This window comes from Vibrio sp. T11.5, assembly GCF_027587155.1.
GTDB lineage: Bacteria > Pseudomonadota > Gammaproteobacteria > Enterobacterales > Vibrionaceae > Vibrio > Vibrio neptunius.
On record NZ_JAPPTP010000007.1, the window covers coordinates 89,967 to 116,182 of the forward strand.

A 26,216-nucleotide genomic window follows, 5' to 3' on the forward strand; every position below is an offset into this window, starting at 1 on the left:
GGATTATGGCAGGTTTAGAGACTGGGCGCGAATGCAAATCGGATCCGCGCCAGTCGGCTACGTTATTGATGTGCAAGTTGTGTTAGCGACGGTTGAGATAACGTGATAACCACGCTGGGCCAGAAAACTCGTTGTGACTGTCCATCATGACACGAGCGGCTTCACTGGGCGACGCTTTGCTTTCCCACATTTCATTAAGCAGCTCTTCATTCATCTCGTGGTCACCGAGAAGCGCACTGACTCTCTCGGAATACAACTTACGTGCGAGTAGATCTTTATCCATACGAACCACCTGTCGTGCTAAAAGCTGACAATTTTTGAACAAATTCGCCGAGCTAATCGGTTAACTCGGATTAATTGTTGAAACCTTTCTAATATTAGTTTAATTGTAGCTTCCATATTGTGGAGCGCTTCACCGTTCGACGCTCAGCAAAAATTTCAGAATGCGAAAAAAATAAATCACGGAAGTTTTAACCCAATGGAAAAGAAAACACTGCTCACTCATTGTACCGATGCACCAGGCCTGATTTCTAAAATCACCAATATTTGTTATAAGCACCAACTCAATATCATTCATAATAATGAATTTGTCGATAATACCAGCGGCCATTTCTTCATGCGGACCGAACTGGAAGGTTATTTCAATGATCAAACCTTCCTTGCCGACCTAGACCAGGCTCTACCGCAAGGTGCTAAAAGAAAATTGATTGGCCCAAACCGCAAGCGCGTTGTTATTCTCGTCACCAAAGAAGCACACTGTATTGGTGATATTCTGATGAAAAATTTCGATGGCAGCCTAGACGTTGATATTGCTGCAGTAGTGGGTAACTACGATACGCTTAAAAGTCTGACAGAGAAGTTTGATATTCCATATCATTGCGTCTCTCACGAGGGGCTAAATCGGGAAGAACATGAGCAAAAAATGCTCGAAGTCATCGATCAGTACAATGCGGACTATTTGGTCTTGGCTAAGTACATGCGCGTACTAACACCATCATTTGTCGAAAAATACCACCATAAGATCATTAACATCCATCATAGTTTTCTACCCGCTTTCATTGGTGCAAAGCCTTATCAACAAGCTTACGAGCGCGGCGTTAAAATCATTGGTGCAACCGCTCACTTCGTCACCAATGACCTAGACGAAGGGCCAATCATCAAGCAAGACGTGATTCCGGTCGACCATAACTTCAGCGCAAAGGATATGGCTCAGGCGGGAAGAGATGTTGAAAAGAATGTTCTGAGTAAAGCACTCAATAAAGTGATAAATGACCACGTATTTGTCTACGGCAACAAGACGGTCATTCTTTAGTCTTCCATCCCAAATGCAAAAAGACCTCTCATCGGAGGTCTTTTTTAATGTTTGGATTTGTTAGAGCTTCGCAGCCAATTCGACACCTTGCCTGATAGCACGTACAGCATCCAACTCGCCGGCATGATCGGCACCGCCTATGATATGTATCTTGTCACCAAATTGCTGCCATTGATCCTCAAACGGTCTCACCGATTCCTGACCAGCACAGATAATGACTTTATCCACTTCAAGCAACTCGGATTTACCCTCATGGCTAATGTGCAAGCCAGTATCATCAATCTTGTCGTAGCTAACGCCTCCCACTAGATTGACTCCTCGTTTCTCTAGAGTACGTTTATGAATCCAACCAGTTGTTTTACCAGGACCTTTGCCCACTTTGCCCTGGCGGCGCTGTAGAACCCAAACGTCTTTTTCGCTCAGAGATTCGGGATAGGGGTACAAACCACCCGGATGAGAGATCTCTTTATCAATCCCCCATTCGTGCAACCAGTCGTCTAAGTTATGACCTGTAGGCTCTGTCAACATGGTGGCAATATCGACACCGATCCCGCCAGCGCCCACAATAGCGACCTTCTGACCGACGTAAGTTTTCTCTTTAATCAACGTCTGGTAATCAATCACCTTCTCTGGATTATCGATACCATCAATCTTGACTTTACGCGGCTCTACGCCAGATGCCATGACCACTTCGTCATACTCGGCCAATAGATCGAAATTTGCGTCCGTTTCAAGATGCAACTTCACGCCTGTCTCATCAATCTGGTTCGCAAAGTAACGGATGGTTTCGCGGAATTCCTCTTTTCCAGGTATTTGCATGGCTAAACGGAATTGACCACCGATCCTATCGTTACGTTCGAACAGGTCGACATGGTGGCCTCGCTTAGCCAGAGTCGTCGCACATGAAAGTCCGGCAGGGCCAGCACCAACCACTGCAATATTCTTAGGCTTGTCGGTCGGGGTGATCACAAGCTCATCTTCACGACAGGCAAGTGGGTTTACCAGACAACTAGCTCGTTTACCTTTAAAGACATTGTCTAGACACGCTTGGTTGCAACCGATACAAGTATTTATCAAATGTGACTGCTTATTTTCGGCCTTAACGACAAAATGCGGGTCGGCAAGGAAAGGCCTTGCCATAGATACCATGTCAGCGTGACCACCGGAGAGAATACGCTCTGCTTCTTCCGGCGTATTGATACGGTTACAGGTGACAATCGGCACGTTGACATGTGGGCGCACTTTTTCCGTTACCCAAGTAAAGGCTCCCCGTGGCACTTGAGTTGCAATAGTCGGAACCCTTGCTTCATGCCAACCTATACCAGTGTTGATGATGGTCACGCCTGCTTTTTCGAGCTCTTTTGCCAGAGTAATCACTTCGTCAAACGTGCTGCCTTCCTCAACCAAGTCCAACATAGAAAGCCGGAAAATGATGATAAACTCTTCACCCACTTCCTTACGAATGGCCCGCACAACCTCTAGCGGCATACGCATGCGATTTTCGTAGCAACCACCCCACTCATCGTAGCGCATATTGGTACGTTTACAGATGAACTGATTGATCAGATAGCCTTCTGAGCCCATCACTTCAACGCCATCATAGCCCGCAGACTGCGCCAACTTCGCACTATTAGCAAATGCCCCGATGGTTTTGTGAATCTGACGAGGGCTCATTTCGCTTGGAGAAAATCGCGCAATCGGTGCTTTAATGGAAGAAGCACTTTGCGAAAATGGGTGCATCGCGTAACGCCCGGCATGGAGAAGCTGCAAAGCAATTTTGCCACCATGTTCGTGAACGGCTTCCGTCACGACTTTGTGCGCGCGGGCATGCTTAGGCTTACTGAATTCAGCACTAAACGGGTGTAAACGACCACGTAAGTTAGGCGAGAAACCACCGGTAACAATCAGACCGACACCACCTTTTGCACGCTCAGCATAAAAGGCAGCCAATTTCCCTAGACCTTCTTTATGCTCCTCCAGACCAGTGTGCATCGAGCCCATCAAGACTCGGTTTCTAATCTGAGTAAATCCTAGATCCAACGGCTTTAATAAGTTTGGGTACATGGCAGACATCACTTTGTTATTTTACTCTGGTCTGACCACAATACGGTGAGTTGTAATAAAAATCAAACAAGCGTTTACATTTTTGTAACACCGATCAATCTTGCAGTTGTTTGGGTATACTAGTTTGAGTAGGATATAACTTATCTGTATTTAGACAATCTTAGAATATCAAGACCTATACCTGTGCTAAGCGCAGCGGAGCCCTAATGAAAAATTTATTTAAGTTGATCGGTATGATTTTTAAAGGCATATGGAAACTCATTACCTTTATTCGTCTTGCCCTGGTTAATCTTATCTTTCTAGCCACTATTGGCATTATTTACTTCATTTACACAAACGCAGAGTCCGCCATCCCGTCCGTCCCTAAAGAGTCTGCGTTAGTGCTCAATCTTTCTGGACCAATCGTTGAGCAATCAAGATATGTGAACCCTATGGACTCTTTTACTGGCTCGCTATTTGGTCAGGATATGCCAAGAGAAAACGTCTTGTTTGATATTGTTGAGTCAATACGCCATGCCAAAGACGATCCTAAGATCACCGGTATAGTGCTTGCTCTGCGTGACATGCCAGAAACTAATTTAACTAAGTTGCGCTACATAGCTAAAGCACTTAATGAGTTTAAGGCTTCGGGCAAGCCTATTTACGCCGCGGGTGAATTTTACAACCAAAGTCAGTACTACCTAGCCAGTTACGCCGACAAAATTTACCTAGCGCCAGATGGCGCAGTGTTGATTAAAGGCTACAGCGCATACTCAATGTACTACAAGACACTGTTAGAAAAGATTGATGTCAACACGCATGTTTTTCGTGTTGGTACCTACAAATCAGCCATTGAGCCTTTCGTACGCGATGATATGTCAGACGCGGCTAAAGAGTCTGCGTCACGCTGGCTGGGTCAATTGTGGGGGGCCTATGTCGATGACGTAGCCACTAATCGTCAGGTGTCAACCGAAACGCTGAATCCAAGCATGGAAGAGTTTTTAGCCTTGTTAAAAGAGCAAGATGGCGATTTGGCGGCCTTATCTCTTGAACTAGGCTTAGTGGATGAGCTGGCGACACGACAACAAGTACGTGCCGATTTGAGCGAGATATTTGGTAGCAATGGCGAAGACAGTTACAACTACGTCGATTACTACGAATACCAAACCACAATGAAGCCAACGTTCAATTTGTCGCAGGACGATATCGCGATTGTCGTCGCTAGTGGTACCATCCTGGATGGCTCTCAACCAAGAGGTACAACTGGCGGTGATACTGTCGCTGCACTTCTACGACAAGCACGTAACGATGAAAAAATCAAAGCGGTTGTTTTGCGGGTAGACAGCCCGGGCGGTAGCGCGTTTGCATCCGAAGTGATCCGCAATGAAATCGAAGCTCTGAAAGAAGCAGGCAAACCAGTGGTGGCCTCGATGTCGAGCTTAGCCGCTTCAGGAGGGTACTGGATTTCGATGGGCGCAGATCGTATTGTTGCACAACCAACGACGTTAACCGGCTCAATTGGTATCTTTAGTGTTATTACGACATTCGAAAAAGGCTTAAATAGACTCGGTGTATACACTGATGGGGTGGGAACTTCCCCGTTTTCAGGAGTAGGTATCACCACCGGCTTATCTGAAGGTGCCGCAGATGCTTTCCAAATGGGTATTGAACACGGCTATCATCGTTTTATCGGCTTAGTCAGTGAAAGCAGAAACATCCCATTGAAAGATATGGATAGTATCGCTCAGGGTCGCGTATGGACGGGCCAAGATGCCGCGAAGTTCGGTCTGGTTGATAAAATGGGTGACTTTGATGACGCTGTTAAGCTGGCAGCGGAGCTGGCAAAAGTCGAAGAATATAACCTGTATTGGGTAGAAGAACCATTGTCGCCTGCAGAGCAGTTTATCCAAGACTTCATGAGTCAAGTCAAGGTCAATCTTGGTGTCGATGCCAGCGCATGGTTGCCTACCGCCCTGCAACCTGTAGCAGCACAAGTTGTTCAGGATGCCAGCTTACTGGACAGTTTCAATGATCCGAAAGGCCATTACGCATTCTGTCTAAACTGTCAGGTTCAATAACGACTGATTCATCAACTGGATTGAGCCTATCTGAGTATCTGGGGTATTCCTGTGCGGGGTACCCCTTTTTATTGCTACTGATTGATATATAATCCCACGCTCTGTTCCCCCTACAATTAACTGGTTTCTAAGCAATGGCAAGAAAACACATTTATATCGCTTACACTGGCGGAACCATCGGCATGAAAAAGTCAGATGATCACGGTTACGTTCCAGTGGCTGGATTCATGGAAAAACAACTGGCTAGCATGCCAGAGTTCCAGCGCCCAGAAATGCCAGAATTTACGATTCACGAATATGATCCGCTGATCGATTCATCCGACATGACCCCTAAGGACTGGCAGCAAATCGCGGATGATATTCGCGAGAATTACGATAAATACGATGGTTTCGTTATTCTACATGGCACAGACACAATGGCATATACTGCCTCAGCATTGTCTTTCATGCTGGAAAACCTCGGCAAACCTGTGATTGTGACGGGCTCACAAATCCCACTTGCGGAGCTACGCTCAGATGGCCAGGCCAACCTGCTTAACGCTCTGCACATTGCGGCCAATTACCCAATCAATGAAGTTACTCTGTTCTTCAACAACAAATTGATGCGTGGTAACCGCAGTACGAAATCACACGCAGACGGTTTCAATGCCTTTACTTCCCCGAACTTACCACCGCTACTAGAAGCGGGTATCAATATCCAGATCAGCAACGATATTGTGGTGGGTGAAAAACCAGAAGGCGAATTTAAGGTTCATGACATTACACCTCAGCCAATTGGCGTGATCACCATGTACCCGGGTATCTCACATGAGGTGATTCGTAATACACTGCTCCAGCCAGTCAACGCGATGATCCTACTAACCTTTGGCGTGGGCAATGCTCCGCAAAATCCGGAACTGCTCGCACATCTTAAAGATGCTTCCGAGCGTGGTGTTATCGTGGTCAACCTGACTCAATGCTTAGCGGGTAAAGTCAACATGGGTGGTTATGCCACGGGCTGCGCACTGGCAGAAGCTGGCGTCATCAGCGGTTACGACATGACTCCTGAAGCTGCACTGGCCAAACTACACTATCTTTTGAGTCAAAACCTGACTTACGAGCAAGTGAAAGTTCAAATGCAGAAAGTACTGCGCGGTGAAATGTCGATATAACAAATATCTTTTCCAAAAATAATGATAAAAAAGCCGACAAGATGTCGGCTTTTCTCTTTATTTCAGAGCTCTGATGAGACTTGTTCTGGCTTATGATTCAGTTCATCATGCGCTTTTCAATAGCAATCAATTCCACCTTATGTACATTGATCATTCTATATGGGTTTGGCTCCTATTCAGCGCTTCCATTCTGGCCGCATTTCTTAAAGCGCCGAATTCCTCATTGAGTTTGCTTGCCGCAACTCTTCTCGGTGGCTTGATAGCTGGTGTATTATCGCCTCTAGGCTTGATTCTCGTCGTGACCTTTCTAGCAGTTACTTACTACCTCAAAAACAAGTCTTCGCTACCATCAGTGATACTCTCAATAGTTGTCATCATTGGGAGCCTCGCGCTCTTTCTACATTTGGTCCCGGGTTTTAGCAATCCGATAGTCCTTCAAAACGTGCAAGCTGGCGCTCTGAGTGCAGATTTCAGCATGTATTTGAACCTAGACAAACCTCTGGCCTTCTTCGCCCTTCTTTTGGCTTTCCCCACATTGTTAGGAGAAAAGCGCAAGGTAAACTATCGATCCGTACTATTGATATCAATCCCCTTGTTCGCGTTACTGCCTATTGCATCACTGCTGGGAGCAATCAAACCTGAGTTCTCTATTCCCAGCTGGTGGTGGTTGTTCGCCTTTAACAATCTATTGTTCACCTGTGTCGCTGAAGAAGCCCTGTTCCGTGGCTATATCCAACAAAAGTTAACTAACAAGTATGGTGCCTATATCGGCGTTGTAGCCGCGAGTCTGTTATTTGGATTCGCACACTTTGCAGGCGGCCCACTATTCATTGTTTTCGCGTCACTAGCTGGGCTTGGCTACGGCTTGATCTTCCATACGACTGGAAGAATGTGGGCTGCGGTTTTAGTACACTTTCTATTTAACTTCAGTCATTTACTGTTTTATACCTACCCAATTCTTCGTGGATAATAAGCAGATACAAAAAAGCCAGCCCACTTGAGCTGGCTTTTGGTGTTTATTTCAGATTAACCGATGTGTGTTACGCCGCCCATGTACTTTTGTAGTACAGCAGGGATTGCGATACGGCCATCTGCTTCTTGATTGTTTTCAAGAATCGCAACCATAGTACGACCCACAGCTAACCCTGAACCGTTTAGCGTGTGCACTAGCTCTGGTTTCTTCTCGCCTTTACGACGGAAGCGAGCTTGCATACGACGAGCTTGGAAATCCCACATGTTTGAACATGAAGAAATCTCACGATACGTCTCTTGCGCAGGGACCCAGACTTCAAGGTCATAAGTCTTACGCGCACCGAAGCCCATATCACCTGTACATAGAATGACTTTACGGTAAGGAAGCTCAAGTAGTTGTAGTACCTTCTCAGCATGACCTGTTAGCTCTTCAAGTGCTGCCATTGACTCTTCTGGCTTGGTGATTTGTACTAGCTCAACTTTGTCGAACTGGTGCATACGAATCAGGCCACGAGTATCACGACCGTAAGAACCTGCTTCAGAACGGAAACACGGTGTGTGCGCCGTCATCTTCAATGGCAGATCGGCTTCATCAGAAATAGTGTCACGCACCATGTTGGTTACTGGTACTTCTGCCGTTGGGATAAGGGAGAGTTTACGTGGCTCTTCATCATTCACTTTTTCAGTCAACGGTTCAGTGTGGAATAGATCTTCACCAAATTTAGGTAACTGACCAGTACCAAACAAGCTGTCAGAATTCACTAGATAAGGCATGTACATTTCTGTATAGCCATGCTCATCTGTGTGAAGATCCAGCATAAACTGCGCAATCGCACGGTGCAAACGCGCAAATTGACCTTTCATCACGATAAAGCGAGCACCGGTGATCTTTGTTGCGCTAGCGAAATCTAGGCCATCGCCCATTTCACCTAAATCAACGTGATCTTTTACTTCAAAATCGTAAGATTTAGGCTCACCCCAACGAGAGATTTCAACATTCTCGTTTTCATCTTTGCCATCTGGCACTTCATCGTCTGGCAAGTTTGGTACAGACAAGGTGATGTCTTCCAATTTGTTCTGGATTTCCACCAGCTCGCCTTTTTTCGCTTCCAGATCGCTACCTAAGGTACCAATCTGTTTTTTAATCTCTTCAGCACCTTCTTTATCTCCAGCCGCCATTTTCTGACCAATTTGCTTGGAGATGGAGTTACGCGTGGATTGTAAATTTTCAACTTCTACTTGAATGGACTTACGTTGTTCTTCAAGTGTACGGATTGTCTCTACGTCTAGCTTAAAGCCACGACGCGCCAGTTTAGCAGCTGTTTCATCCAGCTCTGTACGAAGTAATTTAGAATCCAGCATTGTTAATCCTATGCTTTTTTGGTTGTGAAAGTGCGTCCAAACTTCATGCTCAAACGCTTTTATAATTAACCGAACAAATGTATCCAAAAAAGACGCTTATTCATAGCGCTTTTGTGGGCTTTTTGCATCTAAACTAGCCAAGTAATCTAACTTTTCGCCAATTTTCGCCTCTAAGCCTCGGTTTGTAGGAGAATAGTAACGAGTGTCTGCCATTTCTGGTGGTAGGTATTCCTCTCCAGCAGCATAAGCACCGGGTTCGTCATGAGCGTAACGATATTCCGCTCCATAACCGAGATCTTTCATTAAACTTGTTGGTGCATTGCGAAGATGAGGCGGTACTTCGTACTCAGGTTGATTGTGGGCATCACGCAGGGCCTGTTTCCAAGCGGTATAAACCGCATTACTTTTCGGAGCACAGGCAAGATAAACAATAGCCTGGGCAATGGCTCTCTCACCCTCTGCTGGGCCCACTCTGGTAAAGCAGTCCCACGCCGACAACGCGACCTGCATTGCGCGCGGATCCGCATTGCCTATGTCCTCAGACGCGATCGCCAGTAATCGGCGAGCAATATACAAAGGGTCACAACCTGCGGTAATCATACGTGCTGACCAGTACAGTGCCGCATCCGGATTCGAGCCACGAATCGATTTATGCACTGCTGAAATCAAGTCGTACCAAATGTCCCCCTTGTTATCAAAGCGCGAGACTTTTTCGCCAGCCACTTCAGCAAGGAGTTCTATCGTGATTTGCTTGACGCCCTTATCGTCCTCTTGCGCCATATCATACAGTAGCTCAAGATAGTTAAGTGACATGCGCGCATCGCCATTCACTAACTCGGATAAGCGATCCAGTACGTTATCGGCGAAATGTGCTTCAAACTGACCTAAACCGCGCTCAACATCATAAATGGCCTGTTCTAGTGCTAGACGGATATCTTGCTGAGCCAAAGAGGTAAGTTTGTAAACCCGAGCACGAGACAGCAAAGCGTTGTTAAGTTCAAAGGAGGGATTCTCCGTCGTCGCGCCAATAAAAGTCACAGTACCATCTTCAATATGAGGGAGAAACGCGTCTTGTTGGGATTTGTTAAAGCGATGAACCTCGTCAACGAATAAAATCGTTCTGCGGCCACCCAATTTATTTTCACGCGCTTTGTCTATTGCAGCCCGAATGTCTTTAACCCCAGACGTCACCGCAGAGACACGTTCGACTTCTGCATTGGCGTAGTTCGCTGCCACTTCCGCCAACGTCGTTTTCCCCGTGCCAGGCGGCCCCCAAAGGATCATTGAATGAATATGCCCCGCTTCCAACGCGCGGCGCAGAGGTTTACCCAATCCAAGAATATGTTGCTGACCTATGTATTGGTCCAGCGTTTCTGGACGCATTCTTGCAGCAAGGGGACGAAAGTCTTCGTCCCCTGAAAAATCCAATGAATAGTTGCTCACTATTAATTCCTTTGGTCGTCGACCTCTACTCCTTCTGGAATAGTAAAGGTAAAACGATCAGCACTCGGCTTAACCAATTTGATGTTATTGAACTTGAAGGTACTTTTCTGACCGTCTTGCTCTATGACACTAAAGCCTTGCACAGCGCCTTTGCGATCAATCTCTAGCTTAAACTGGCCCTGATTGGTGTCGACAGCAGTAGGAACCAAGGTAAACACATCACCCTGTTGTGACACTGTGTAGTTGGCCCAGTCACTAGCGCGGTTGCGAGTAAGCAGAACAAAAGGGGTTTGTTCCGTGGCTTGCTCCTGCCAATAAATACTGACCTGTTCTATGAAAGGACTGTAATACCACAGAGATTCACCATCTGACACCAAGACATTCTCATCTGGTGAAGTAGTAGTCCAACGGAACAAGCTTGGACGCGCAATTTCGACTTTGCCTTCACCCTCTGTCAACATTTCCCCTTCAGGGCTGATCAACTGCTGTGAAAAGTCCGCACTAAACCCGTCAGTCAGTTGCAGTCGCTGGCTCAATTCGTCCTTGGGGGCTGCAATAACGGAGAAGCTAAGGAAAAACAACGCGGCTAATTTCTTCATTCTTTATCATCCTATGCGTCGTGAATACGACGTTATACCTCGGTTTCGATACAATTTTGACCGGGTAAAGTTAACTTTGTTCTACTGACCGCAACACTGTTTGAATTTTTTACCACTACCACACGGGCAAATGTCGTTACGCCCGATATCTTTAAATGGGTTTACGCTTTGTGCTTTGGCACCAACCATGGCTTCATCGGCCGCTTGCGCAACTTCGTTAATCATCAGATCCAGCTGACCAAGAAAATCATTCAGGGTTGGAGGCGTTTCAATACCTGCCTCTTTCATTTGTGCTTGAGTCTGCTCTTCATCGATTGCCAACATCATTGTGGTTAGCAAAGCTTGTAGCATGCGTAATGTCCCATCGCCGATAGACGTTTCCGCCCATTGCTCTTCGATGGTGGGCCAGAGCATCATAAACCCTTCAGCAAAATCTGCGAGCTGCTCGTCACGCTGCTCTTCATCCAACAAGGACAGCAAAGAATATTCATTACGCTTTAAATAACTGTATTGCTGATTTATATGACCTTCAACCCCCGCTTTAATAGCCTGTGCTTGCTCAGAGAAAAGGCTAGGCAACCAACTTTCTGGCGCAAGTGGCTTTGTCGCCAAATTTGCCGCCAAAGTGACGCCTTCAAGATACAGTGCAGATTCTTCAGTTTGGGATGGTTCAAGTGTCAGTAGTTGATAAGTCATTATCTGATTCAGTGTTGCAAGATTCTAGCGCCATTATAACCCTATGCATCGCTGCGGGTCACTCAAGTCTTGATAAAGTACGTAGACGGCTCTTTTGGCTCATTTTTTGAGAAGATGTTCATTCCGCTGAACAGTCTTAGGCTTAAATGGAGTAAGGATTCAAATCAATGACTTATTTCACTTTGAGATTTAGAGTGATGAGTGAAAAATACCGTCGATGATAGTTTTAGTAACCGATTTGAACACAGTCGGGTAAACCATGAAAAAGCACAAACCCAGCGGCTTGACGCTGATCGAACTGGTGGTCGTGCTAGTTTTTCTTGGCGTGCTTGCCGTCACCGCCGCCTCCAGATTTTTGACTTACCAACGCGATGCGCATGTTTCAAGGGCCGATGCTGCGCTACTCCCCTTGACCGGAATCGTTGAGGAGGCGATTGGTATAAATCATGCTGAGTTGTTAGACATCTTGTCATTAAGCCTCTAAAATCACGCCTCCGAATTTGGAGGCGTTGTTATGCGAGTTGTTCTGGGCCCTATGGAGGGCGTTTTAGACCATTTGATGCGAGAGATATTAACTGACATCAATGACTATGATCTATGTGTCACTGAATTCGTTCGCGTGGTCGATCAGTTGTTGCCTGAACATGTATTCTATCGCCTCTGCCCAGAGCTAAAGCAAGGCTCACACACCAAATCCGGTGTCCCGGTTCATATCCAACTGTTGGGACAAGACCCACATTGGATGGCTGAAAATGCCGTTCGTGCTGCCGAGCTTGGAGCGAAAGGCGTAGATATCAACTTCGGCTGCCCAGCAAAGCTAGTAAACAAAAGTAAAGGCGGAGCGGCACTACTGCAACACCCTGAGCTTATTCATCGCGTAGTCAAAGCGTGTCGTGAAGCTGTTCCAGAAAGCACACCACTGACAGCGAAAATTCGCCTTGGTTGGGATAACCCAGAAGATTGCTTCGAGATCGTAGATGCGATTCAAAGCGCTGGGGCAGACGAACTCACCGTTCACGCACGCACAAAAACGGGTGGTTATAAGGCTAGCGAAATTAAGTGGGACTATATTAACCAGATTCGTCAACGTTTTACTATTCCATTGATTGCGAATGGCGAGATTTGGAACCATGAAGATGGCCAAGCCTGCATTGAAACCACTGGGGTCGATTCTTTAATGGTATGCCGTGGTGCGTTCAATGTGCCTAATTTGGGCAACGTAGTTAAGCACAATCACACCGTGATGCCATGGACAGATGTGGTCAAACTGCTGTTGCTTTACTCGCAATACGAAATGAAAGGCGATAAAGGCCTCTACTACCCAAATCGAGTCAAGCAATGGTTCTCCTACTTACGTCATGAGTACCCAGAGGCCAACGAGCTCTTTCGTGAAATTCGTACCTTTAATAAGGCTGAGCCGATTGTAGAACGTATTACGGAATATCAAACTCAGTTATGAGTGGCCTAAAACACCAACCTGTTTTTGCCTCTATTTTTGACCCTATAAAACTTTTCGTCCGCGACTTTGATTAAACGTTCAAAGTCGCAGTTTTCTTCCGAACTGACTATCTCTCCCCCCCACTTACACCGTAAATCCGCCTTAGATAACGTTTGCACAATCCCAACCAATTTCCTCGTGTACGCGCTCCATCATCATTCGCATCTTTTCAACATTTCGACTGCGTAGATACACCACTAAGCCCATCCATAGGATAATCTGCAAAATGGGCTTTAGATAAAAACTTGTTAGAACTCAAAGCAGTAAGGTTAAGGTATCGTTAACTTCCACTTATCAGTTAAGGAGAAGGCTATCGTCTGCCAGTTCCTCTCCTCTTACTTTAGAGAACATTTCTAATAAGTCTGGCACTTGCATATTCGCTCTTTGCTCACCTGCCACATCAAGCACAATCTCTCCCTGATGGAGCATCACGGTGCGATTACCACACGCTAACGCATCCTTCATTGAGTGCGTAACCATCATCACGGTCAAATTAAATTCAGTCACAATTTTGTTCGTCAAATCAATGATGAATGCCGCCATTCTTGGGTCAAGCGCTGCAGTATGCTCATCAAGTAATAGCAGCTTGCTATCAGATAAGGTTGCCATCACTAGGCTTACAGCCTGACGCTGACCACCCGAGAGCAGGCCGATGCTGTCACCCAAACGATCTTCTAACCCTAGCCCAAGAATGCTGATACGCTCTTGAAACAGTTTGCGACGCTTACTTGATAAAGACAGACTCCAGCCGCGCTTTTTTCCTCGCATATAAGCCAGAGCCATATTTTCTTCTATTGTGAGATCACCACAAGTTCCCGCCAGTGGATCTTGGAACACCCGAGCACATTGGCGCGCTCTTTGATCGACGGTTTGCCGAGTCACATCCAGATCGTTGATAACCACTCGACCACCAACCATAGGCGTTTCACCGGTCACAGCCCCTAATAATGTTGACTTACCGGCGCCATTAGAGCCAATCACGGTTAGAAATTGGTGCTCAGGGACTTGCAGTGAAACGCTTTTGAGTGCTGGATTTTCAAGAATAGTTCCAGGATTAAAAGTGACTTGAATGTTCTCAAGCTGAATCATACTGCACCTCCTGATTTTTCATCCTGATCAGAGACGACTTTACTCTCAACAGGTGAACTAGGCTTTTTTGATTTGAAGTTTCCTTTTAGCTTCGGCGCAATCAGCGCAATTGCTACCAGAATCGCTGTAACCAAGTTAAGATCAGAAGCTTGTAGACCAAACATTCCTGTACTTAGTGCAAATGCCACAGCAAGTCGATACAGCACAGAGCCAACAATAACAGCCAACACAGTCACCCATATCTTTCTTCCGGGAATGAGTGTCTGCCCTAAAATAACGGCAGCCAGACCAACAACAATAGTCCCCACACCAGAGGTCACATCTGCAAAGCTGTTAGTTTGGGCAAATAGAGCACCGGCAAAGCCAACAAAGCCGTTCGACAGTGCTAGACCAAAATAGGTATAAAAGGATGTGCTACCACCTTGCGCTGACACCATACGTGCATTCACACCCGTTGCACGTAAACCTAAACCAAAGTCACTGTTAAGCAACCTAACGACAAACCATGCCGAAACGAGCACGAGTATCCCAACCAACAATGGCCGCATTAGCATTGGATCACCAATAGCTTCAAAGGGAGTCAGAATCGTTTCCTCCCCCAACAAGGCTATATTCGGGCGCCCCATAATGCGAATGTTGATCGAGAATGCAGCAATCATGGTGAGAATAGAGGCGAGAAGGTGAAGGATCCCACACCTAACTGCTAAAAAAGCCGTCAACCAACCAGTTGCCGCTCCCGCTAAGATGGCCATTGCGGTCGCGACCCAAGGATTAATGCCCGCAACAATTGCCGTCGCAGCCACGGCCGCTCCCATAGGGAAACTGCCGTCAACACTGAGATCGGGGAAATCCAATACCCGAAAAGTCAGATAGACACCCAGAGCAACAAGACCATATAGCAAGCCAATTTCAAGCGCGCCAAAAAATGCAAACGCAGACATACCAACTCCCTTTTCTGCTTGAGATCAAAACGCCTCAAGCATGTGTTGCACATACTTGAGGTTGAGGTTTATTTCACGCTTGTTGCACGATCTAGAACAGATTGAGGAATAGAAATGCCTAGCTTAGTTGCTGCGCTCTTGTTGATCACAAGATCAGAACCCTTAGCGACTTTTACATCCAGTGAACCTGGGTTCGAACCTTCTATAATAGCAGCGACATAATCTGCGGTTTGTACACCGACTTGGTAGTAGTCAAAGCCTAAGCTTGCAATCGCACCTTTATCAACATAAGAAGTCGCCCCACCAAGCACCGGGGTCTTGGCTTGGTTCGCCGCAACAATCATACCTTCGATGGCACTCGCGACTGTGTTATCTGTTGGCGCGTAAATCACGTCTGACTTTTCGGCAATCGCTTGTGTGGCTGACTGAACATCCGCGCTCTTTAGTGCCGTAGCTTCAACAACCTCAATACCTTGCGCTTTTGCACTCTCTTTGAGTAGTGCCACCAACGTGACGGCGTTCGCTTCGCCAGGGTTAAATACTACGCCGATAGATTTCACGTCTGGCATGATTTCTTTGATCAGTTCGACATGCTGACTGACTGGAGAGAGATCTGACAAACCTGTCACGTTCTTCCCGGGTTTTTCCATACTTCTTACCAGTTTAGCGCCCACCGGATCGGTTACTGCGGTAAACACAACTGGAATTGTACGCGTTGCTGAGACTAAGGCTTGAGCCGTCGGCGTAGCAATACCCACTAACACATCCGGCTTTTCACCGACAAACTGGCGAGCAATCTGCACAGCGATCGCAGGATTGCCTTGGGCCGTTTTATAGTCAAAGTCGAGATTTTTACCTTGTTCGTAGCCCTTTGATTTCAGGCCATCAATCAGCCCCTGACGAGCAGCATCAAGTGCCGGGTGCTCGACGATCTGTGATACCGCCACTTTCGCTGTTTTCGCCATGATGCTTGCTGATGACAGTAGCGCGGCTCCTGCCAATACTGCAGTAGCAATAACTTTTCCTGCTTTCATCTCAACTCCTTGATTACAGCATTATTGATGTGATGTTGTGTTTGGTGTTTATATAATTGTTGATTGAGTTGCACATTTTATGTGCACCTCATTCATTATTACCAATAACTTAGAAAAATGGGAAGAGAGTTTTAACAATTAGTCAACAAACTTAGACGTGTGTATGCTGGCCGTTTTTAGTCGCCTGAATTAAGATATTTCTCGGTGTGATGCTTTTAGCACAAAAAGTTTCAATCGATACCTGATAACCATGTTCGCTGAGATACAAAGCCTTATCAAGTACCAGCCACATTTCGAGGCTACGACGAAACTGCTGCTGAACAAGGCTGAGCCTCTCCATTTGCCAATAGCGTTGTTCACCTTTCGCTTCAAACTTGGCAAACGACACATTGGTTGGTAAATCCAGCTGTTTCTGATCGGCTGCCCATTGGCAAAAAGCGCCAAAACCATCAGCCAACAACGACTTTTTAATGCTTGGTACCGTTACGTAACCTTGATGCCCACCAACCTGTCGCAAAAGCAGATCAAGCCCGAGACGATAGCTCATTTCGAGAAAACGATGCCGCTTAACTCGATCTCCCCCTGTCACTGTTTCTTGAAGTGGTATCCTCAGCTCTGATTTGGATAGGTTAAGGGCAGAAGCACGAGCGGGTTTTGACAATGGACGATAATGATTACCTTGGATAAGGTGATAACAACAAGGCGAAATACTTAATGCTGGCAATCCTACCAACACAGCATTTTCAATCAGAGCAACATGCAAATCTCCGCATGCGTGCAAAGCCACAGCGTGTTGTTTAGGGTTAAGCACTTGCATCGCGTTAGCGGATAACGCATCCCCTTGAACAAACGTCATGGGTAAATTCTGCTTATCTGCTTCCTGTTGACCAGAATCACACAACATTTGTTGAAATTCAAAACTGGTGACTGGTTGCTGGCTTTTGCTGGCAAGTATACGACCCAAGAAGCCTTTACCTGAACACCATTCAAGCCACTCACTGCCTTGATGAGAGCTTAACGCTGCTTCACCCATCGATACAATCTGTTCGAGCTTTCTGCCTGGAACACCTGTTTCAAGACCTCGCTCCAATTGCAAACCATATAAGGTAGAGCCAGTGAGCTGAGTGAGTTCATCAACAACAGATAAAGCCGGGATAAATTGCTCAAGAACTTTATGGAATCGCTTGGGGTTAGTCTTAAATTCTTCAATTTGTTCAGGGCTCAGAGAAGCAAGCCATTGACACAACTGCGGGTGCTCAACTTGCCATGGTAATCGATCTTCAAAGCTAGAAAAGAAGGGCTCAAAGCGCCAAAATTTCTGATGAGATAAGAGAAATGAATCGAGTTGTTGAAATGTGTCTTGCATGCTTCCCCCTGACAAGGGTTTATTCTAGAGGGAAGCATGATGAGATGAAAGTTTTTAGCGGACTGGTAACTCGATATCCTTAAACATTTCTTCAATTTCTGCACTTGATTTCAAAGATAGAGCTTGTTCCACAACAGGTCGTGTGAGGTGCGGAGCAAATCGCTCCATAAAATCGAACATATAGGAGCGAAGGAAAGTACCACGGCGGAAGCCTATGCTGGTTGTACTTGCACCGAAAATGTGGCTCGCATCAATAGCCACTAAATCTTCATCTTGATCTTTATCGATCGCCATGCTTGCAATCACCCCCACCCCTATTCCCATCCGAACATAGGTCTTAATCACGTCAGCATCCGTCGCGGTGAAAACGACTCGGGGCGTCAAACCTACTTTATTAAAAGCTGTATCCAATTCTGAGCGTCCGGTAAAGCCGAATACATACGTGACCAAAGGATAAGAGGCAAGGTCTTCGATTGAAATCTTCTCTTTTTGAGCCAAAGGGTGTTCTTTGGAGACAACAATTGAACGGTTCCAGTGGTAGCAAGGCAGCATGATAGCATCTTGGTAAAGATGCAAAGCTTCCGTCGCAATCGCGAAATTTGCCGTCCCTTTTGCAATCGCTTCGGACATCTGAGTTGGCGTACCCTGATGCATATGCAGGGATACTTTTGGATATCGAGCCGTGAATCCTTTGATTACATCGGGTAAAGCATAGCGGGCCTGAGTATGAGTCGTAGAAATGTTGAGAGTACCCATTTCAGGGTGAGTATGCTCCCCTGCTACCGCTTTAATACTTTCAACCCGTGCGAGGATCTCTTGAGAGATTCGAATAATATCTTCGCCCGCTGAAGTAACTTGGGTCAGGTGCTTACCACTTCGCTCAAAAATCTGAATACCCAGCTCATCTTCAAGCAATCTGACTTGTTTACTAATACCTGGTTGCGAGGTGTATAAACTCTCCGCAGTAGCAGAAACATTCAGGTTGTGGTTAACTACCTCAACAATATACCTCAGTTGTTGTAACTTCATTCTTAACCCCGCAATCCCTTACTCGACGCCCCATTGTGAGCAAATATAGTTTATAATATTTAGTTATAACGTCTCTTGGTTAAAATTGATAGCAGATTTGCCTTTTTGGGTTGGATGAACAGAGTAAATTCTGATTTAGATGACTTTTTTGTAAGCAATAACGCAAAAATTACCCACAGATCAGAGTTTTCGTTAATAATTAGCCATGGAAACGTAATAATACAAAATAGGTGCAGTGGTTGATAAGAATCGTGTATCCTTACTCGCTAGCCAACAAAACATAAGATACGGAATTTATGAATATTGGGTTAATCATAGCTTTAGTTGCCATCTTACTGGTGTTAGTGCTTGGCTATAACATCATGCTTCAGTACAAAGTGAAAGTCGAAGCGGCTAAAAAACAGGAAGGGGCTCGATACCTCGCCATCATTGATGCGACGGAAGAACTCATCGGCCACGCACATCACATGCCATACAGCAAAGATTTATTGGTTTGCTTGAACAATCGTATTTTAGATTCGGTCGAAAGCATGTTCGAGCTTGATCCCAAGAACAAGCAACTAGAACAACGTGTTGAGCATGTAAAACAGCAGATAAAACAGCTTAAGGAAGATAAAAAAGGTGGCGAAAGCACATCCTTTAAAACGCCGGGCAGCGACAAACAAGCGATTGTGATGCTCAAGCTGGTCAAACGCCTACGAGACACTATCCGTAGCGAACACAACAAAGGCCGATTTGAGACTCAAGCTTATGTGGCAGAAAACGCTCGTCTAGAAACGATCCAAGTCCGAATAAACATCGAAAACGTCATTAAACGAGCAAATGATTCCATCGTTCGTGGCCAGCCCGGCACAGCCCTTCAACTGCTGCGTAAAGGCCTTGATGCACTTAGTACCAAAAACGATAATTATTCCAATCAAGCTCGAGAGAAACTTCAGGGCATGCTCGATGACCTAGAGCAGAAACGTCAGTCTAAAAACGCTGAGGAGCTTCACCAAATCGAAGAAGACCAGCGTAAAAATGATATGGATGAGCTCTTTGGTGAAAAGAAAAAATGGTAATATAATCCTTGGATCCCAATTTCAAAAGGTCGCCTTGGCGGCCTTTTCTATTTGTTTAAATACTCATCATGATCGATTTAGAAAACTACAACTCCCTACTCGAACCTATCAATAATTTTCTCCAATGCTCGACACCTAATGAGTGGATTGCAGAGGCAAGAAAACCCGAAAACCTCAAAACAATTCTAATCGATCATTTGTTGTGTGAGCTCAAAGCGGGTCAATCGGCAATGTATCTAATCCGCAAGTATGCTGTCGATAAGGATAGCGCATATAACCTATTAGATTGGTTTAAACCCTATGAAGACTTTGCTTATAGAAAGACAGGGAGCCTTGAAACGTTAAAAGGCAAAAGTAACATATCCAAAGCGATTATGGCCAAATCGAATTCACCCTATAGCCAGGATTTAATCGATAAGATGGTGCTTCTGATAAAAGAAGAGCTGCATCACTTTTATCAAGTTCTGGAAATAATGGAAAATCGAGGGATCGATTATGAGCCAGTTCAAGCGAGTCGCTATGCTAAAGGCCTTTTAAGTCAAATGGCAACTCATGAGCCACAGACACTGATCGATAAATTGATCATTGGCGCATATATTGAGGCCCGCTCATGCGAACGTTTCGCTATGCTCGCACCACATATGGATGACGACCTCGCCAAATTTTATACATCACTGTTACGCTCTGAAGCTCGTCACTATCAGGATTACCTAAGCTTAGCTGAAGACATCGCCGGAGAAGATATTTCACAACGCGTTGCTTTTTTCGGTCAATTAGAAGCTGATCTTATTATCAGTCCCGATAAAGACTTTAAATTCCACAGTGGCACACCGATATAAAATCAACCTAAGTTATCCTTCCTATATAAAAAAGGTGCCATACGGCACCTTTTTGTCACATCAGCTACAACCTCAAACTAGGACAGAAAAAGCACTATCGAGCCCTTTACGGCACTATTTTTGGGCTATACGTCTCAATGGTTCTGCTTCACAACAACAACCTAACCAATAATCAATACGAACAATTGCCATCTCGGTAGGTTGTACCTATAACAAAAAACTTGCCTACTTTGCGAACCACTTTAGAGAGTTAGATAACGAGAGTTTGGTTGATGTCTGCCAACGTTTGAGCTGGTTCCAGAGCCTGAGTTATTGGTCGACCAATAACCAAATAATCCGATCCGGCCTGGACTGCATCGAAAGGGGTCATAATACGTTTCTGATCGCCGACAGCAGCCCCTGCAGGACGAATGCCGGGAGTCACAAGTTTAAAGTTTTTGCCTAGCTCACTTTTAAGCATAGAAGACTCTTGTGCGGAGCAGACGACCCCATCTAGGCCTGAGTTTTTTGTCAACCTAGCCAAACGAATCACCTGATCTTTCGGCTCAACATCAAGGCCAATACCAACCAAGTCGTTTTGCTCCATACTCGTCAGTACGGTAACACCGATTAATAATGGGCGATCTTTGCCATAAGGCTCCAGGATCTCACGAGATGCGGCCATCATACGTTCTCCACCACTGGCATGAACGTTAACCATCCACACACCTAGCTCAGCTGCAGCGCGTACCGCTTTTGAACAAGTGTTAGGAATGTCGTGGAACTTGAGATCCAGGAATACAGAAAAACCACGCTTATGTAGCTCTTTAACGAAATTAGGACCAAACAGCGTGAACATTTCTTTGCCCACTTTTAGTCGACAAGAATTTGGGTCAATTCTATCAACAAAAGCCAATGCATCCGCTTGATTGTCGTAATCCAGTGCAACAATAACTCTTTGGTCAATCATTTCATCTCCTACTTAATACTTACATGCCTAAAAAAAGCAGCGGGATCACCGCTGCTATTTTTTTGATTGGAATACCAATCGAATCTCTTACTCACCATCAAGGCCTCGAATAGGTTTGATGGTCCCCCAACCTTTGCATGAGGGACAATGCCAATACATGGAATGGGTAGAGAAGCCACATTTGCGGCATCGATAGTGCGGCTTCACCTTAAGCTGTTCGCCAACTAGTCTCTGAAGTGTTTGCAAACTGGCCTTCGCCCGACCTTCCTCTGCATCTGCCAAGTGATAGTCCATCAAGCGGTAGAAACCTTTCATTGTTGGATTTTTTACTAACTGACGAGTCAAAAGTTCTTGTGCTGTGCCTGAGCCTTCATGTTGTGCTACCAATTGCGCCAACATCAGTTCTGCCGATACACCAGCCTTAGCGACTATACATTGGCGTAAGAAATCTAGCAGCTCATCTTCTTGGCCAAGATGGTGATAACAATCTGCAAGAATGGGCAACACTTCACTGATGAAGTCTTTGTCTTGCTCAAGCACCATTTCCAAATACTTTATCGTTTTAGCATAATCTTCAACGTCCAAGTACAGCTTGCCTAGGGCAATACTTGCTCTGACACACTTAGGATCTTCTGATATCGCTCGTTTGAAATGCTGAATAGCGCGATGGCTATCGCCGTCAGCTTTATCTTGCATTGCAAGCTCACACCAGAAATGCGCGATACTGGTGCGCATCCTCTTTCGACCCAATTTAACCAACTGCGAAGCATATTGAATCGCTTTACCCCATTCGCGAGTCTGTTGATAAATCGAAACCAGCTGTTGTAATGCGGCTTCTCGATGATCAGGTTCCTCGACAAGTTGCTCGAAAATCTTCTCTGCTCGGTCAAGAAACCCTGAAGCCATATAGTCTTTGGCTAATTGCTGAAGAGCAATATTTTTTTGGTCGATCGTTAGGCCTGAACGTGAAATCAAATTCTGGTGAATACGAATCGCACGATCTACTTCACCGCGAGAGCGGAAGAGGTTTCCCAATGCCAAATGGGTATCAATCGTTTCGTTGTCGACCTGAAGAAGTTCAATGAAATGGTCTACCGCCTTGTCTGATTGATCAGACAATAGCAGGTTTAGACCCGTCACATACTGGCGGGAAATTTGATTGGATTGCTTCTGCTTGTCTTGCTGGGCACTTCGATTACCCATATACCAACCGTATGCAGCAGCGATTGGTAGTAACAAGAAGAGTATTTCTAGCATCGAGTAAAAAGCCTATCTATACAACTTATTGGGCTTTAACCTGTTGAGGTTCGCTTTCTGGAGGAGAAAGTTTTTTCACTTGTTTTCTTAGCTTTCGTACTTGTTGTTGAGAGCGTAGATGCAAACTACCGAAGATAATCCAAGCTAAAACGAAGCCAGTTACAAATACAACACCAACTAATGTTGATAGGTGAAACTCACTTTGTGCCAACAAGTAATTAAATTTAACTACTTCTTGATTCTGAGAGCCTAAAGCCAGTGCGATTAAAAACAGGGCCAGCACGATAACAATTTTTATAATTTTCATGTTCTATCACCTAAGTCGATATCTGCCGATACGATTATGCAGTAAAACCCCTGAACAAACCATGCCTATCTCTGAATTTCATCTCATAAAAAAGCGGCATACGAAAGTATGCCGCTTTTTCAGATGAATAACAGGAATTAATCGAGGTTGACACGCTCACGTAATTCCTTGCCTGGCTTAAAGTGAGGGACGTATTTTCCATCAAGCTCGACTTTTTCACCAGTTTTCGGGTTGCGACCTACACGAGGTTCGCGATAATGCAGAGAGAAACTACCAAATCCGCGAATTTCAATTCTATCGCCGGTTTCTAGTGTCGAAGCCATATGCTCTAGAATGTCTTTCACAGCATCTTCAATCTCTTTCGCTGAAAGGTGGGTTTGCTCAGCGCAGAGTCTCTCAATCAGTTCAGACTTAGTCATAGTTTCCCTCGTAGAGTAGTTTATCACTTATTATAGTAAGTAATACCAATTCCAACAAACACTTGCTATCAATTCTAGACACAAAACCAACAAATTGCGCAATTTTCAAATCGCGTTTTATCAGAGTTACTTGCTGAGATTGGTATTAGGACTCGTTTAGCTCAATCCATAAAAAAGGAGCCTTTCGGCTCCTTTTTCAGTAAAGCGATGTATTATTCGCCTTTAGCTGCTTTGAAAGCGTCAGCCATTGCGTTACCGAACGAAGCATCATCTGCTTTGTTCAGAGAAGCCATTGCTTCTTGCTCTTCTGCTTCATCTTTAGCTTTAACAGATAGGTTGATTACGCGATTCTTACGGTCTACACCAGTAAACTTCGCTTCAACACTGTCGCCAACGCTTAGGATTAGAGAAGCATCTTCTACGCGGTCGCGAGCAACTTCAGAAGCGCGGATGTAACCCTCTACGCCTTCTTCTAGTTCGATAGTTGCACCTTTAGCGTCTACTGCAGTAACAGTACCGTTAACTAGTGCACCTTTCTTGTTCTCAGAAACGTAAGCATTGAATGGGTCATTTTCCATTTGCTTAACACCTAGAGAAATGCGCTCACGCTCTGCGTCAACTGCTAGAACAACTGCAGAGATCTCGTCACCTTTCTTGTACTCACGTACTGCTTCTTCACCAGCAACATTCCAAGAAATGTCAGATAGGTGAACAAGACCGTCGATGCCGCCATCTAGGCCGATGAAGATACCAAAGTCAGTGATAGACTTGATCTTACCAGTCACCTTGTCGCCTTTAGCTTGCGCTTCAGCGAAAGATTGCCATGGGTTAGCTTTACACTGTTTCAGGCCTAGAGAGATACGACGACGTTCTTCGTCGATTTCAAGAACCATAACCTCAACTTCGTCGCCAACATTAACAACTTTAGATGGGTGGATGTTCTTGTTAGTCCAATCCATTTCAGAAACGTGTACTAGACCTTCAACGCCTTCTTCAATTTCAACGAAACAGCCGTAGTCAGTTAGGTTAGTAACGCGACCTGAAAGTTTGTGACCTTCTGGGTAACGTTTAGCGATTGCTACCCATGGATCTTCGCCTAGTTGCTTAAGACCTAGTGATACACGTGTGCGCTCACGGTCGAACTTAAGAACTTTAACTTGGATCTCGTCACCAACGTTCACGATCTCAGAAGGGTGCTTAACGCGCTTCCAAGCCATATCTGTGATGTGTAGAAGACCGTCAACACCACCTAGATCTACGAATGCACCGTAGTCTGTTAGGTTCTTAACGATACCTTTAACTTCTGCGCCTTCTTGTAGAGACTCAAGAAGCTCATCACGCTCAACGCTGTTCTCAGACTCGATTACCGCACGGCGAGAAACAACTACGTTGTTACGCTTCTGGTCAAGTTTGATAACTTTGAACTCTAGCTCTTTGTTTTCTAGGTGAGCAGTGTCGCGGATTGGACGTACGTCTACTAGAGAACCTGGAAGGAAAGCACGGATACCGTTTAGTTCAACAGTGAAACCGCCTTTAACTTTACCGTTGATGATACCAACAACAGTTTCAGCTTCTTCGTAAGCTTTCTCAAGAACGATCCAAGCTTCGTGACGCTTCGCTTTCTCACGAGAAAGTTGAGTCTCACCGAAACCGTCTTCAACAGCGTCTAGCGCTACGTCTACTTCAGAACCAACTTCAACTTCAAGTTCGCCAGCAGCGTTCTTGAACTGTTCAGCAGGGATTGCAGACTCAGACTTAAGACCAGCGTCAACAAGAACGAAACCGTTCTCGATAGCGACTACAGTACCTTTAACGATAGTACCTTGTTGGAATTCAGTCTCGTTTAGAAACTCTTCAAAGAGTTGAGCAAAAGATTCAGTCATTTATTTAATCTTCAATAAATTAAACGTCCACGGGTGTCCTACCACGTGGGGTTATTAGCTTCGCCGATCATCATCCATGCGATCAACGTTCTTACCTAGCCGCCTAAACGACTAGCTTAGATTCGATATATTGTAGTGCCTTTTCTACCACTTCGTCGATGTTCATTGTGGTAGAGTCAAGCAAAAGCGAATCCTCTGCGGGGCGTAATGGTGCCACCGGGCGGTTACGATCTCGGTCGTCACGCTCTTGGATCTCGCTCAAAAGGTCGTCAAATTTAACATTTAACCCCTTGCCTTGCAACTGTTTAAGGCGGCGGTTCGCTCGCTCTTCTGCACTAGCATCGAGGAAAATTTTCACTTCAGCTTGAGGGAAAACAACTGTGCCCATATCACGACCGTCTGCAACTAGCCCCTTACCTTCGGCAAACGCACGTTGACGTCGAAGTAGGGCTTCACGCACTCGCGGAAACGCAGCAACTTTTGAAGCCGCCATTCCAGTCTCTTCTTTGCGGAGCTCACCTGAAACGTCTTCCCCTTCCAGAATGACTTTGACTAAGTCACCTTCGGCAATGAACTGAACATCAAGATGTGTTGCTAATGGTACAAGCGCATCTTCAGAGTCCAGATCGACACCATGGTGAATTGCAGCCAAAGCCAAGACACGATAAATCGCACCGGAATCCAATAAGTGAAAGCCAAACTTCTTCGCTAGAAGCATACAGAGAGTGCCTTTACCTGCACCACTTGGTCCATCAACGGTTACAACCGGCGTATGAGACGACATGTTTTACTCCACATTAGTTGAAAATAATAGCCATTGAGCTGACCAGTATTCGGCGTGAATTATAGTGGGATTCACCTCTCTGCACCAGAGAGTAATGAAAGGAA

The 26,216-nt window shown here is 45.5% G+C and carries 25 protein-coding genes; 8 read left to right on the forward strand and 17 right to left on the reverse strand.

The window, feature by feature from the left end; genetic code table 11:
• Positions 1-82: 82 nt before the first annotated feature.
• Positions 83-283, reverse strand: a complete 201-nt coding sequence (locus tag OH455_RS09635) for a hypothetical protein (protein ID WP_045975225.1) — start codon at positions 281-283, stop codon at positions 83-85.
• A gap of 195 nt (positions 284-478) precedes the next feature.
• Between OH455_RS09635 and purU the strand changes: the two genes are divergently transcribed.
• On the forward strand, positions 479-1,312 hold the full coding sequence (gene purU, locus OH455_RS09640) for a formyltetrahydrofolate deformylase (RefSeq protein ID WP_269981222.1): 834 nt from the start codon (positions 479-481) through the stop codon (positions 1,310-1,312).
• Positions 1,313-1,372: 60 nt separating this feature from the next.
• Here the strand turns inward: purU and OH455_RS09645 are convergent, their stop codons facing one another.
• Positions 1,373-3,376, reverse strand: a complete 2,004-nt coding sequence (locus OH455_RS09645; RefSeq protein WP_443088595.1) for an FAD-dependent oxidoreductase — start codon at positions 3,374-3,376, stop codon at positions 1,373-1,375.
• A gap of 206 nt (positions 3,377-3,582) precedes the next feature.
• On the opposite strand from OH455_RS09645, the gene sppA reads away from it, so the two are divergent.
• The 3 genes from sppA (at position 3,583) to OH455_RS09660 (ending at position 7,554) form a co-directional block, all read left to right on the forward strand.
• Positions 3,583-5,433, forward strand: a complete 1,851-nt coding sequence (gene sppA, locus OH455_RS09650; RefSeq protein WP_269981224.1) for a signal peptide peptidase SppA — start codon at positions 3,583-3,585, stop codon at positions 5,431-5,433.
• Between the two features lie 134 nt (positions 5,434-5,567).
• Positions 5,568-6,584 carry an asparaginase gene (gene ansA, locus OH455_RS09655; RefSeq protein WP_045975229.1) on the forward strand — a complete coding sequence of 339 codons (1,017 nt, stop codon included), beginning with the start codon at positions 5,568-5,570 and terminating at the stop codon, positions 6,582-6,584.
• Between the two features lie 139 nt (positions 6,585-6,723).
• Positions 6,724-7,554: a CPBP family intramembrane glutamic endopeptidase gene (locus OH455_RS09660; protein WP_269981275.1), complete on the forward strand. Its 831-nt coding sequence runs from the start codon at positions 6,724-6,726 to the stop codon at positions 7,552-7,554.
• Between the two features lie 56 nt (positions 7,555-7,610).
• Here OH455_RS09660 and serS read toward each other — a convergent pair whose 3' ends face one another.
• The 4 genes from serS to OH455_RS09680 all read right to left on the reverse strand — a co-directional run bounded on the left by serS (position 7,611) and on the right by OH455_RS09680 (position 11,656).
• Positions 7,611-8,918: a serine--tRNA ligase gene (gene serS / locus OH455_RS09665; RefSeq protein WP_269981225.1), complete on the reverse strand. Its 1,308-nt coding sequence runs from the start codon at positions 8,916-8,918 to the stop codon at positions 7,611-7,613.
• A 96-nt stretch (positions 8,919-9,014) separates the two neighbouring features.
• Positions 9,015-10,361 carry a replication-associated recombination protein A gene (locus OH455_RS09670; RefSeq protein WP_269981226.1) on the reverse strand — a complete coding sequence of 449 codons (1,347 nt, stop codon included), beginning with the start codon at positions 10,359-10,361 and terminating at the stop codon, positions 9,015-9,017.
• Between the two features lie 2 nt (positions 10,362-10,363).
• The gene (gene lolA, locus OH455_RS09675; protein WP_045975232.1) at positions 10,364-10,960 is read right to left on the reverse strand and encodes an outer membrane lipoprotein chaperone LolA; all 597 of its coding nucleotides are present in this window, start codon (positions 10,958-10,960) and stop codon (positions 10,364-10,366) included.
• Positions 10,961-11,041: 81 nt separating this feature from the next.
• Positions 11,042-11,656, reverse strand: coding sequence for a YecA family protein (locus OH455_RS09680; RefSeq protein ID WP_269981227.1), 615 nt, complete (start codon positions 11,654-11,656; stop codon positions 11,042-11,044).
• A gap of 259 nt (positions 11,657-11,915) precedes the next feature.
• Here OH455_RS09680 and OH455_RS23410 point away from each other — a divergent pair, with 259 nt between their 5' ends.
• Both OH455_RS23410 and dusC read left to right on the forward strand, forming a co-directional pair.
• Positions 11,916-12,140 carry a prepilin-type N-terminal cleavage/methylation domain-containing protein gene (locus tag OH455_RS23410; RefSeq protein WP_443088596.1) on the forward strand — a complete coding sequence of 75 codons (225 nt, stop codon included), beginning with the start codon at positions 11,916-11,918 and terminating at the stop codon, positions 12,138-12,140.
• Between the two features lie 30 nt (positions 12,141-12,170).
• On the forward strand, positions 12,171-13,115 hold the full coding sequence (gene dusC / locus OH455_RS09690) for a tRNA dihydrouridine(16) synthase DusC (RefSeq protein WP_269981228.1): 945 nt from the start codon (positions 12,171-12,173) through the stop codon (positions 13,113-13,115).
• A gap of 333 nt (positions 13,116-13,448) precedes the next feature.
• Here the strand turns inward: dusC and OH455_RS09695 are convergent, their stop codons facing one another.
• The 5 genes from OH455_RS09695 to cysB all read right to left on the reverse strand — a co-directional run bounded on the left by OH455_RS09695 (position 13,449) and on the right by cysB (position 18,613).
• Positions 13,449-14,243, reverse strand: coding sequence for an ABC transporter ATP-binding protein (locus OH455_RS09695; protein ID WP_269981229.1), 795 nt, complete (start codon positions 14,241-14,243; stop codon positions 13,449-13,451).
• Positions 14,240-15,184, reverse strand: coding sequence for an ABC transporter permease (locus OH455_RS09700; RefSeq protein ID WP_045975237.1), 945 nt, complete (start codon positions 15,182-15,184; stop codon positions 14,240-14,242). The genes OH455_RS09695 and OH455_RS09700 overlap by 4 nt, the downstream gene beginning before the upstream one ends.
• Positions 15,185-15,252: 68 nt before the next feature.
• Positions 15,253-16,218 carry an ABC transporter substrate-binding protein gene (locus OH455_RS09705; RefSeq protein WP_045975238.1) on the reverse strand — a complete coding sequence of 322 codons (966 nt, stop codon included), beginning with the start codon at positions 16,216-16,218 and terminating at the stop codon, positions 15,253-15,255.
• Positions 16,219-16,369: 151 nt separating this feature from the next.
• Positions 16,370-17,584, reverse strand: coding sequence for a methyltransferase (locus tag OH455_RS09710; protein WP_269981230.1), 1,215 nt, complete (start codon positions 17,582-17,584; stop codon positions 16,370-16,372).
• A 54-nt stretch (positions 17,585-17,638) separates the two neighbouring features.
• On the reverse strand, positions 17,639-18,613 hold the full coding sequence (gene cysB, locus OH455_RS09715; RefSeq protein WP_045975240.1) for an HTH-type transcriptional regulator CysB: 975 nt from the start codon (positions 18,611-18,613) through the stop codon (positions 17,639-17,641).
• A 296-nt stretch (positions 18,614-18,909) separates the two neighbouring features.
• On the opposite strand from cysB, the gene OH455_RS09720 reads away from it, so the two are divergent.
• Together OH455_RS09720 and miaE are read left to right on the forward strand one after the other, a co-directional pair.
• Positions 18,910-19,674 carry a DNA repair protein gene (locus tag OH455_RS09720; protein ID WP_269981231.1) on the forward strand — a complete coding sequence of 255 codons (765 nt, stop codon included), beginning with the start codon at positions 18,910-18,912 and terminating at the stop codon, positions 19,672-19,674.
• Positions 19,675-19,742: 68 nt separating this feature from the next.
• Positions 19,743-20,513 carry a tRNA isopentenyl-2-thiomethyl-A-37 hydroxylase MiaE gene (miaE, locus tag OH455_RS09725; protein ID WP_269981232.1) on the forward strand — a complete coding sequence of 257 codons (771 nt, stop codon included), beginning with the start codon at positions 19,743-19,745 and terminating at the stop codon, positions 20,511-20,513.
• A gap of 250 nt (positions 20,514-20,763) precedes the next feature.
• Here the strand turns inward: miaE and pyrF are convergent, their stop codons facing one another.
• The 6 genes from pyrF to cmk form a co-directional block, all read right to left on the reverse strand.
• Positions 20,764-21,462, reverse strand: a complete 699-nt coding sequence (gene pyrF, locus OH455_RS09730; protein ID WP_269981233.1) for an orotidine-5'-phosphate decarboxylase — start codon at positions 21,460-21,462, stop codon at positions 20,764-20,766.
• An 87-nt stretch (positions 21,463-21,549) separates the two neighbouring features.
• Positions 21,550-22,719, reverse strand: coding sequence for a lipopolysaccharide assembly protein LapB (gene lapB / locus OH455_RS09735; RefSeq protein ID WP_269981234.1), 1,170 nt, complete (start codon positions 22,717-22,719; stop codon positions 21,550-21,552).
• Between the two features lie 25 nt (positions 22,720-22,744).
• Positions 22,745-23,026 (reverse strand): lipopolysaccharide assembly protein LapA domain-containing protein, encoded by a 282-nt coding sequence (locus OH455_RS09740; protein ID WP_045975245.1) that lies wholly within the window; start codon positions 23,024-23,026, stop codon positions 22,745-22,747.
• A 137-nt stretch (positions 23,027-23,163) separates the two neighbouring features.
• Positions 23,164-23,445: an integration host factor subunit beta gene (gene ihfB / locus OH455_RS09745; protein WP_045975246.1), complete on the reverse strand. Its 282-nt coding sequence runs from the start codon at positions 23,443-23,445 to the stop codon at positions 23,164-23,166.
• A 212-nt stretch (positions 23,446-23,657) separates the two neighbouring features.
• Positions 23,658-25,328 (reverse strand): 30S ribosomal protein S1, encoded by a 1,671-nt coding sequence (gene rpsA / locus OH455_RS09750; RefSeq protein ID WP_045975247.1) that lies wholly within the window; start codon positions 25,326-25,328, stop codon positions 23,658-23,660.
• Between the two features lie 103 nt (positions 25,329-25,431).
• Positions 25,432-26,112 carry a (d)CMP kinase gene (gene cmk / locus OH455_RS09755; protein WP_206368493.1) on the reverse strand — a complete coding sequence of 227 codons (681 nt, stop codon included), beginning with the start codon at positions 26,110-26,112 and terminating at the stop codon, positions 25,432-25,434.
• Positions 26,113-26,216: the final 104 nt, after the last annotated feature.

What these genes read in the sequence shown, in the direction of transcription:
- OH455_RS09635 (WP_045975225.1), bottom strand. Translation starts at nt 283, where the DNA reads ATGGATAAAGATCTACTCGCACGTAAGTTGTATTCCGAGAGAGTCAGT.
- purU (WP_269981222.1), top strand. Translation starts at nt 479, where the DNA reads ATGGAAAAGAAAACACTGCTCACTCATTGTACCGATGCACCAGGCCTG.
- OH455_RS09645 (WP_443088595.1), bottom strand. Translation starts at nt 3,376, where the DNA reads ATGTACCCAAACTTATTAAAGCCGTTGGATCTAGGATTTACTCAGATT.
- sppA (WP_269981224.1), top strand. Translation starts at nt 3,583, where the DNA reads ATGAAAAATTTATTTAAGTTGATCGGTATGATTTTTAAAGGCATATGG.
- ansA (WP_045975229.1), top strand. Translation starts at nt 5,568, where the DNA reads ATGGCAAGAAAACACATTTATATCGCTTACACTGGCGGAACCATCGGC.
- OH455_RS09660 (WP_269981275.1), top strand. Translation starts at nt 6,724, where the DNA reads ATGTACATTGATCATTCTATATGGGTTTGGCTCCTATTCAGCGCTTCC.
- serS (WP_269981225.1), bottom strand. Translation starts at nt 8,918, where the DNA reads ATGCTGGATTCTAAATTACTTCGTACAGAGCTGGATGAAACAGCTGCT.
- lolA (WP_045975232.1), bottom strand. Translation starts at nt 10,960, where the DNA reads ATGAAGAAATTAGCCGCGTTGTTTTTCCTTAGCTTCTCCGTTATTGCA.
- OH455_RS09680 (WP_269981227.1), bottom strand. Translation starts at nt 11,656, where the DNA reads ATGACTTATCAACTACTGACACTTGAACCATCCCAAACTGAAGAATCT.
- OH455_RS23410 (WP_443088596.1), top strand. Translation starts at nt 11,916, where the DNA reads ATGAAAAAGCACAAACCCAGCGGCTTGACGCTGATCGAACTGGTGGTC.
- dusC (WP_269981228.1), top strand. Translation starts at nt 12,171, where the DNA reads ATGCGAGTTGTTCTGGGCCCTATGGAGGGCGTTTTAGACCATTTGATG.
- OH455_RS09695 (WP_269981229.1), bottom strand. Translation starts at nt 14,243, where the DNA reads ATGATTCAGCTTGAGAACATTCAAGTCACTTTTAATCCTGGAACTATT.
- OH455_RS09700 (WP_045975237.1), bottom strand. Translation starts at nt 15,184, where the DNA reads ATGTCTGCGTTTGCATTTTTTGGCGCGCTTGAAATTGGCTTGCTATAT.
- OH455_RS09705 (WP_045975238.1), bottom strand. Translation starts at nt 16,218, where the DNA reads ATGAAAGCAGGAAAAGTTATTGCTACTGCAGTATTGGCAGGAGCCGCG.
- OH455_RS09710 (WP_269981230.1), bottom strand. Translation starts at nt 17,584, where the DNA reads ATGCAAGACACATTTCAACAACTCGATTCATTTCTCTTATCTCATCAG.
- cysB (WP_045975240.1), bottom strand. Translation starts at nt 18,613, where the DNA reads ATGAAGTTACAACAACTGAGGTATATTGTTGAGGTAGTTAACCACAAC.
- OH455_RS09720 (WP_269981231.1), top strand. Translation starts at nt 18,910, where the DNA reads ATGAATATTGGGTTAATCATAGCTTTAGTTGCCATCTTACTGGTGTTA.
- miaE (WP_269981232.1), top strand. Translation starts at nt 19,743, where the DNA reads ATGATCGATTTAGAAAACTACAACTCCCTACTCGAACCTATCAATAAT.
- pyrF (WP_269981233.1), bottom strand. Translation starts at nt 21,462, where the DNA reads ATGATTGACCAAAGAGTTATTGTTGCACTGGATTACGACAATCAAGCG.
- lapB (WP_269981234.1), bottom strand. Translation starts at nt 22,719, where the DNA reads ATGCTAGAAATACTCTTCTTGTTACTACCAATCGCTGCTGCATACGGT.
- OH455_RS09740 (WP_045975245.1), bottom strand. Translation starts at nt 23,026, where the DNA reads ATGAAAATTATAAAAATTGTTATCGTGCTGGCCCTGTTTTTAATCGCA.
- ihfB (WP_045975246.1), bottom strand. Translation starts at nt 23,445, where the DNA reads ATGACTAAGTCTGAACTGATTGAGAGACTCTGCGCTGAGCAAACCCAC.
- rpsA (WP_045975247.1), bottom strand. Translation starts at nt 25,328, where the DNA reads ATGACTGAATCTTTTGCTCAACTCTTTGAAGAGTTTCTAAACGAGACT.
- cmk (WP_206368493.1), bottom strand. Translation starts at nt 26,112, where the DNA reads ATGTCGTCTCATACGCCGGTTGTAACCGTTGATGGACCAAGTGGTGCA.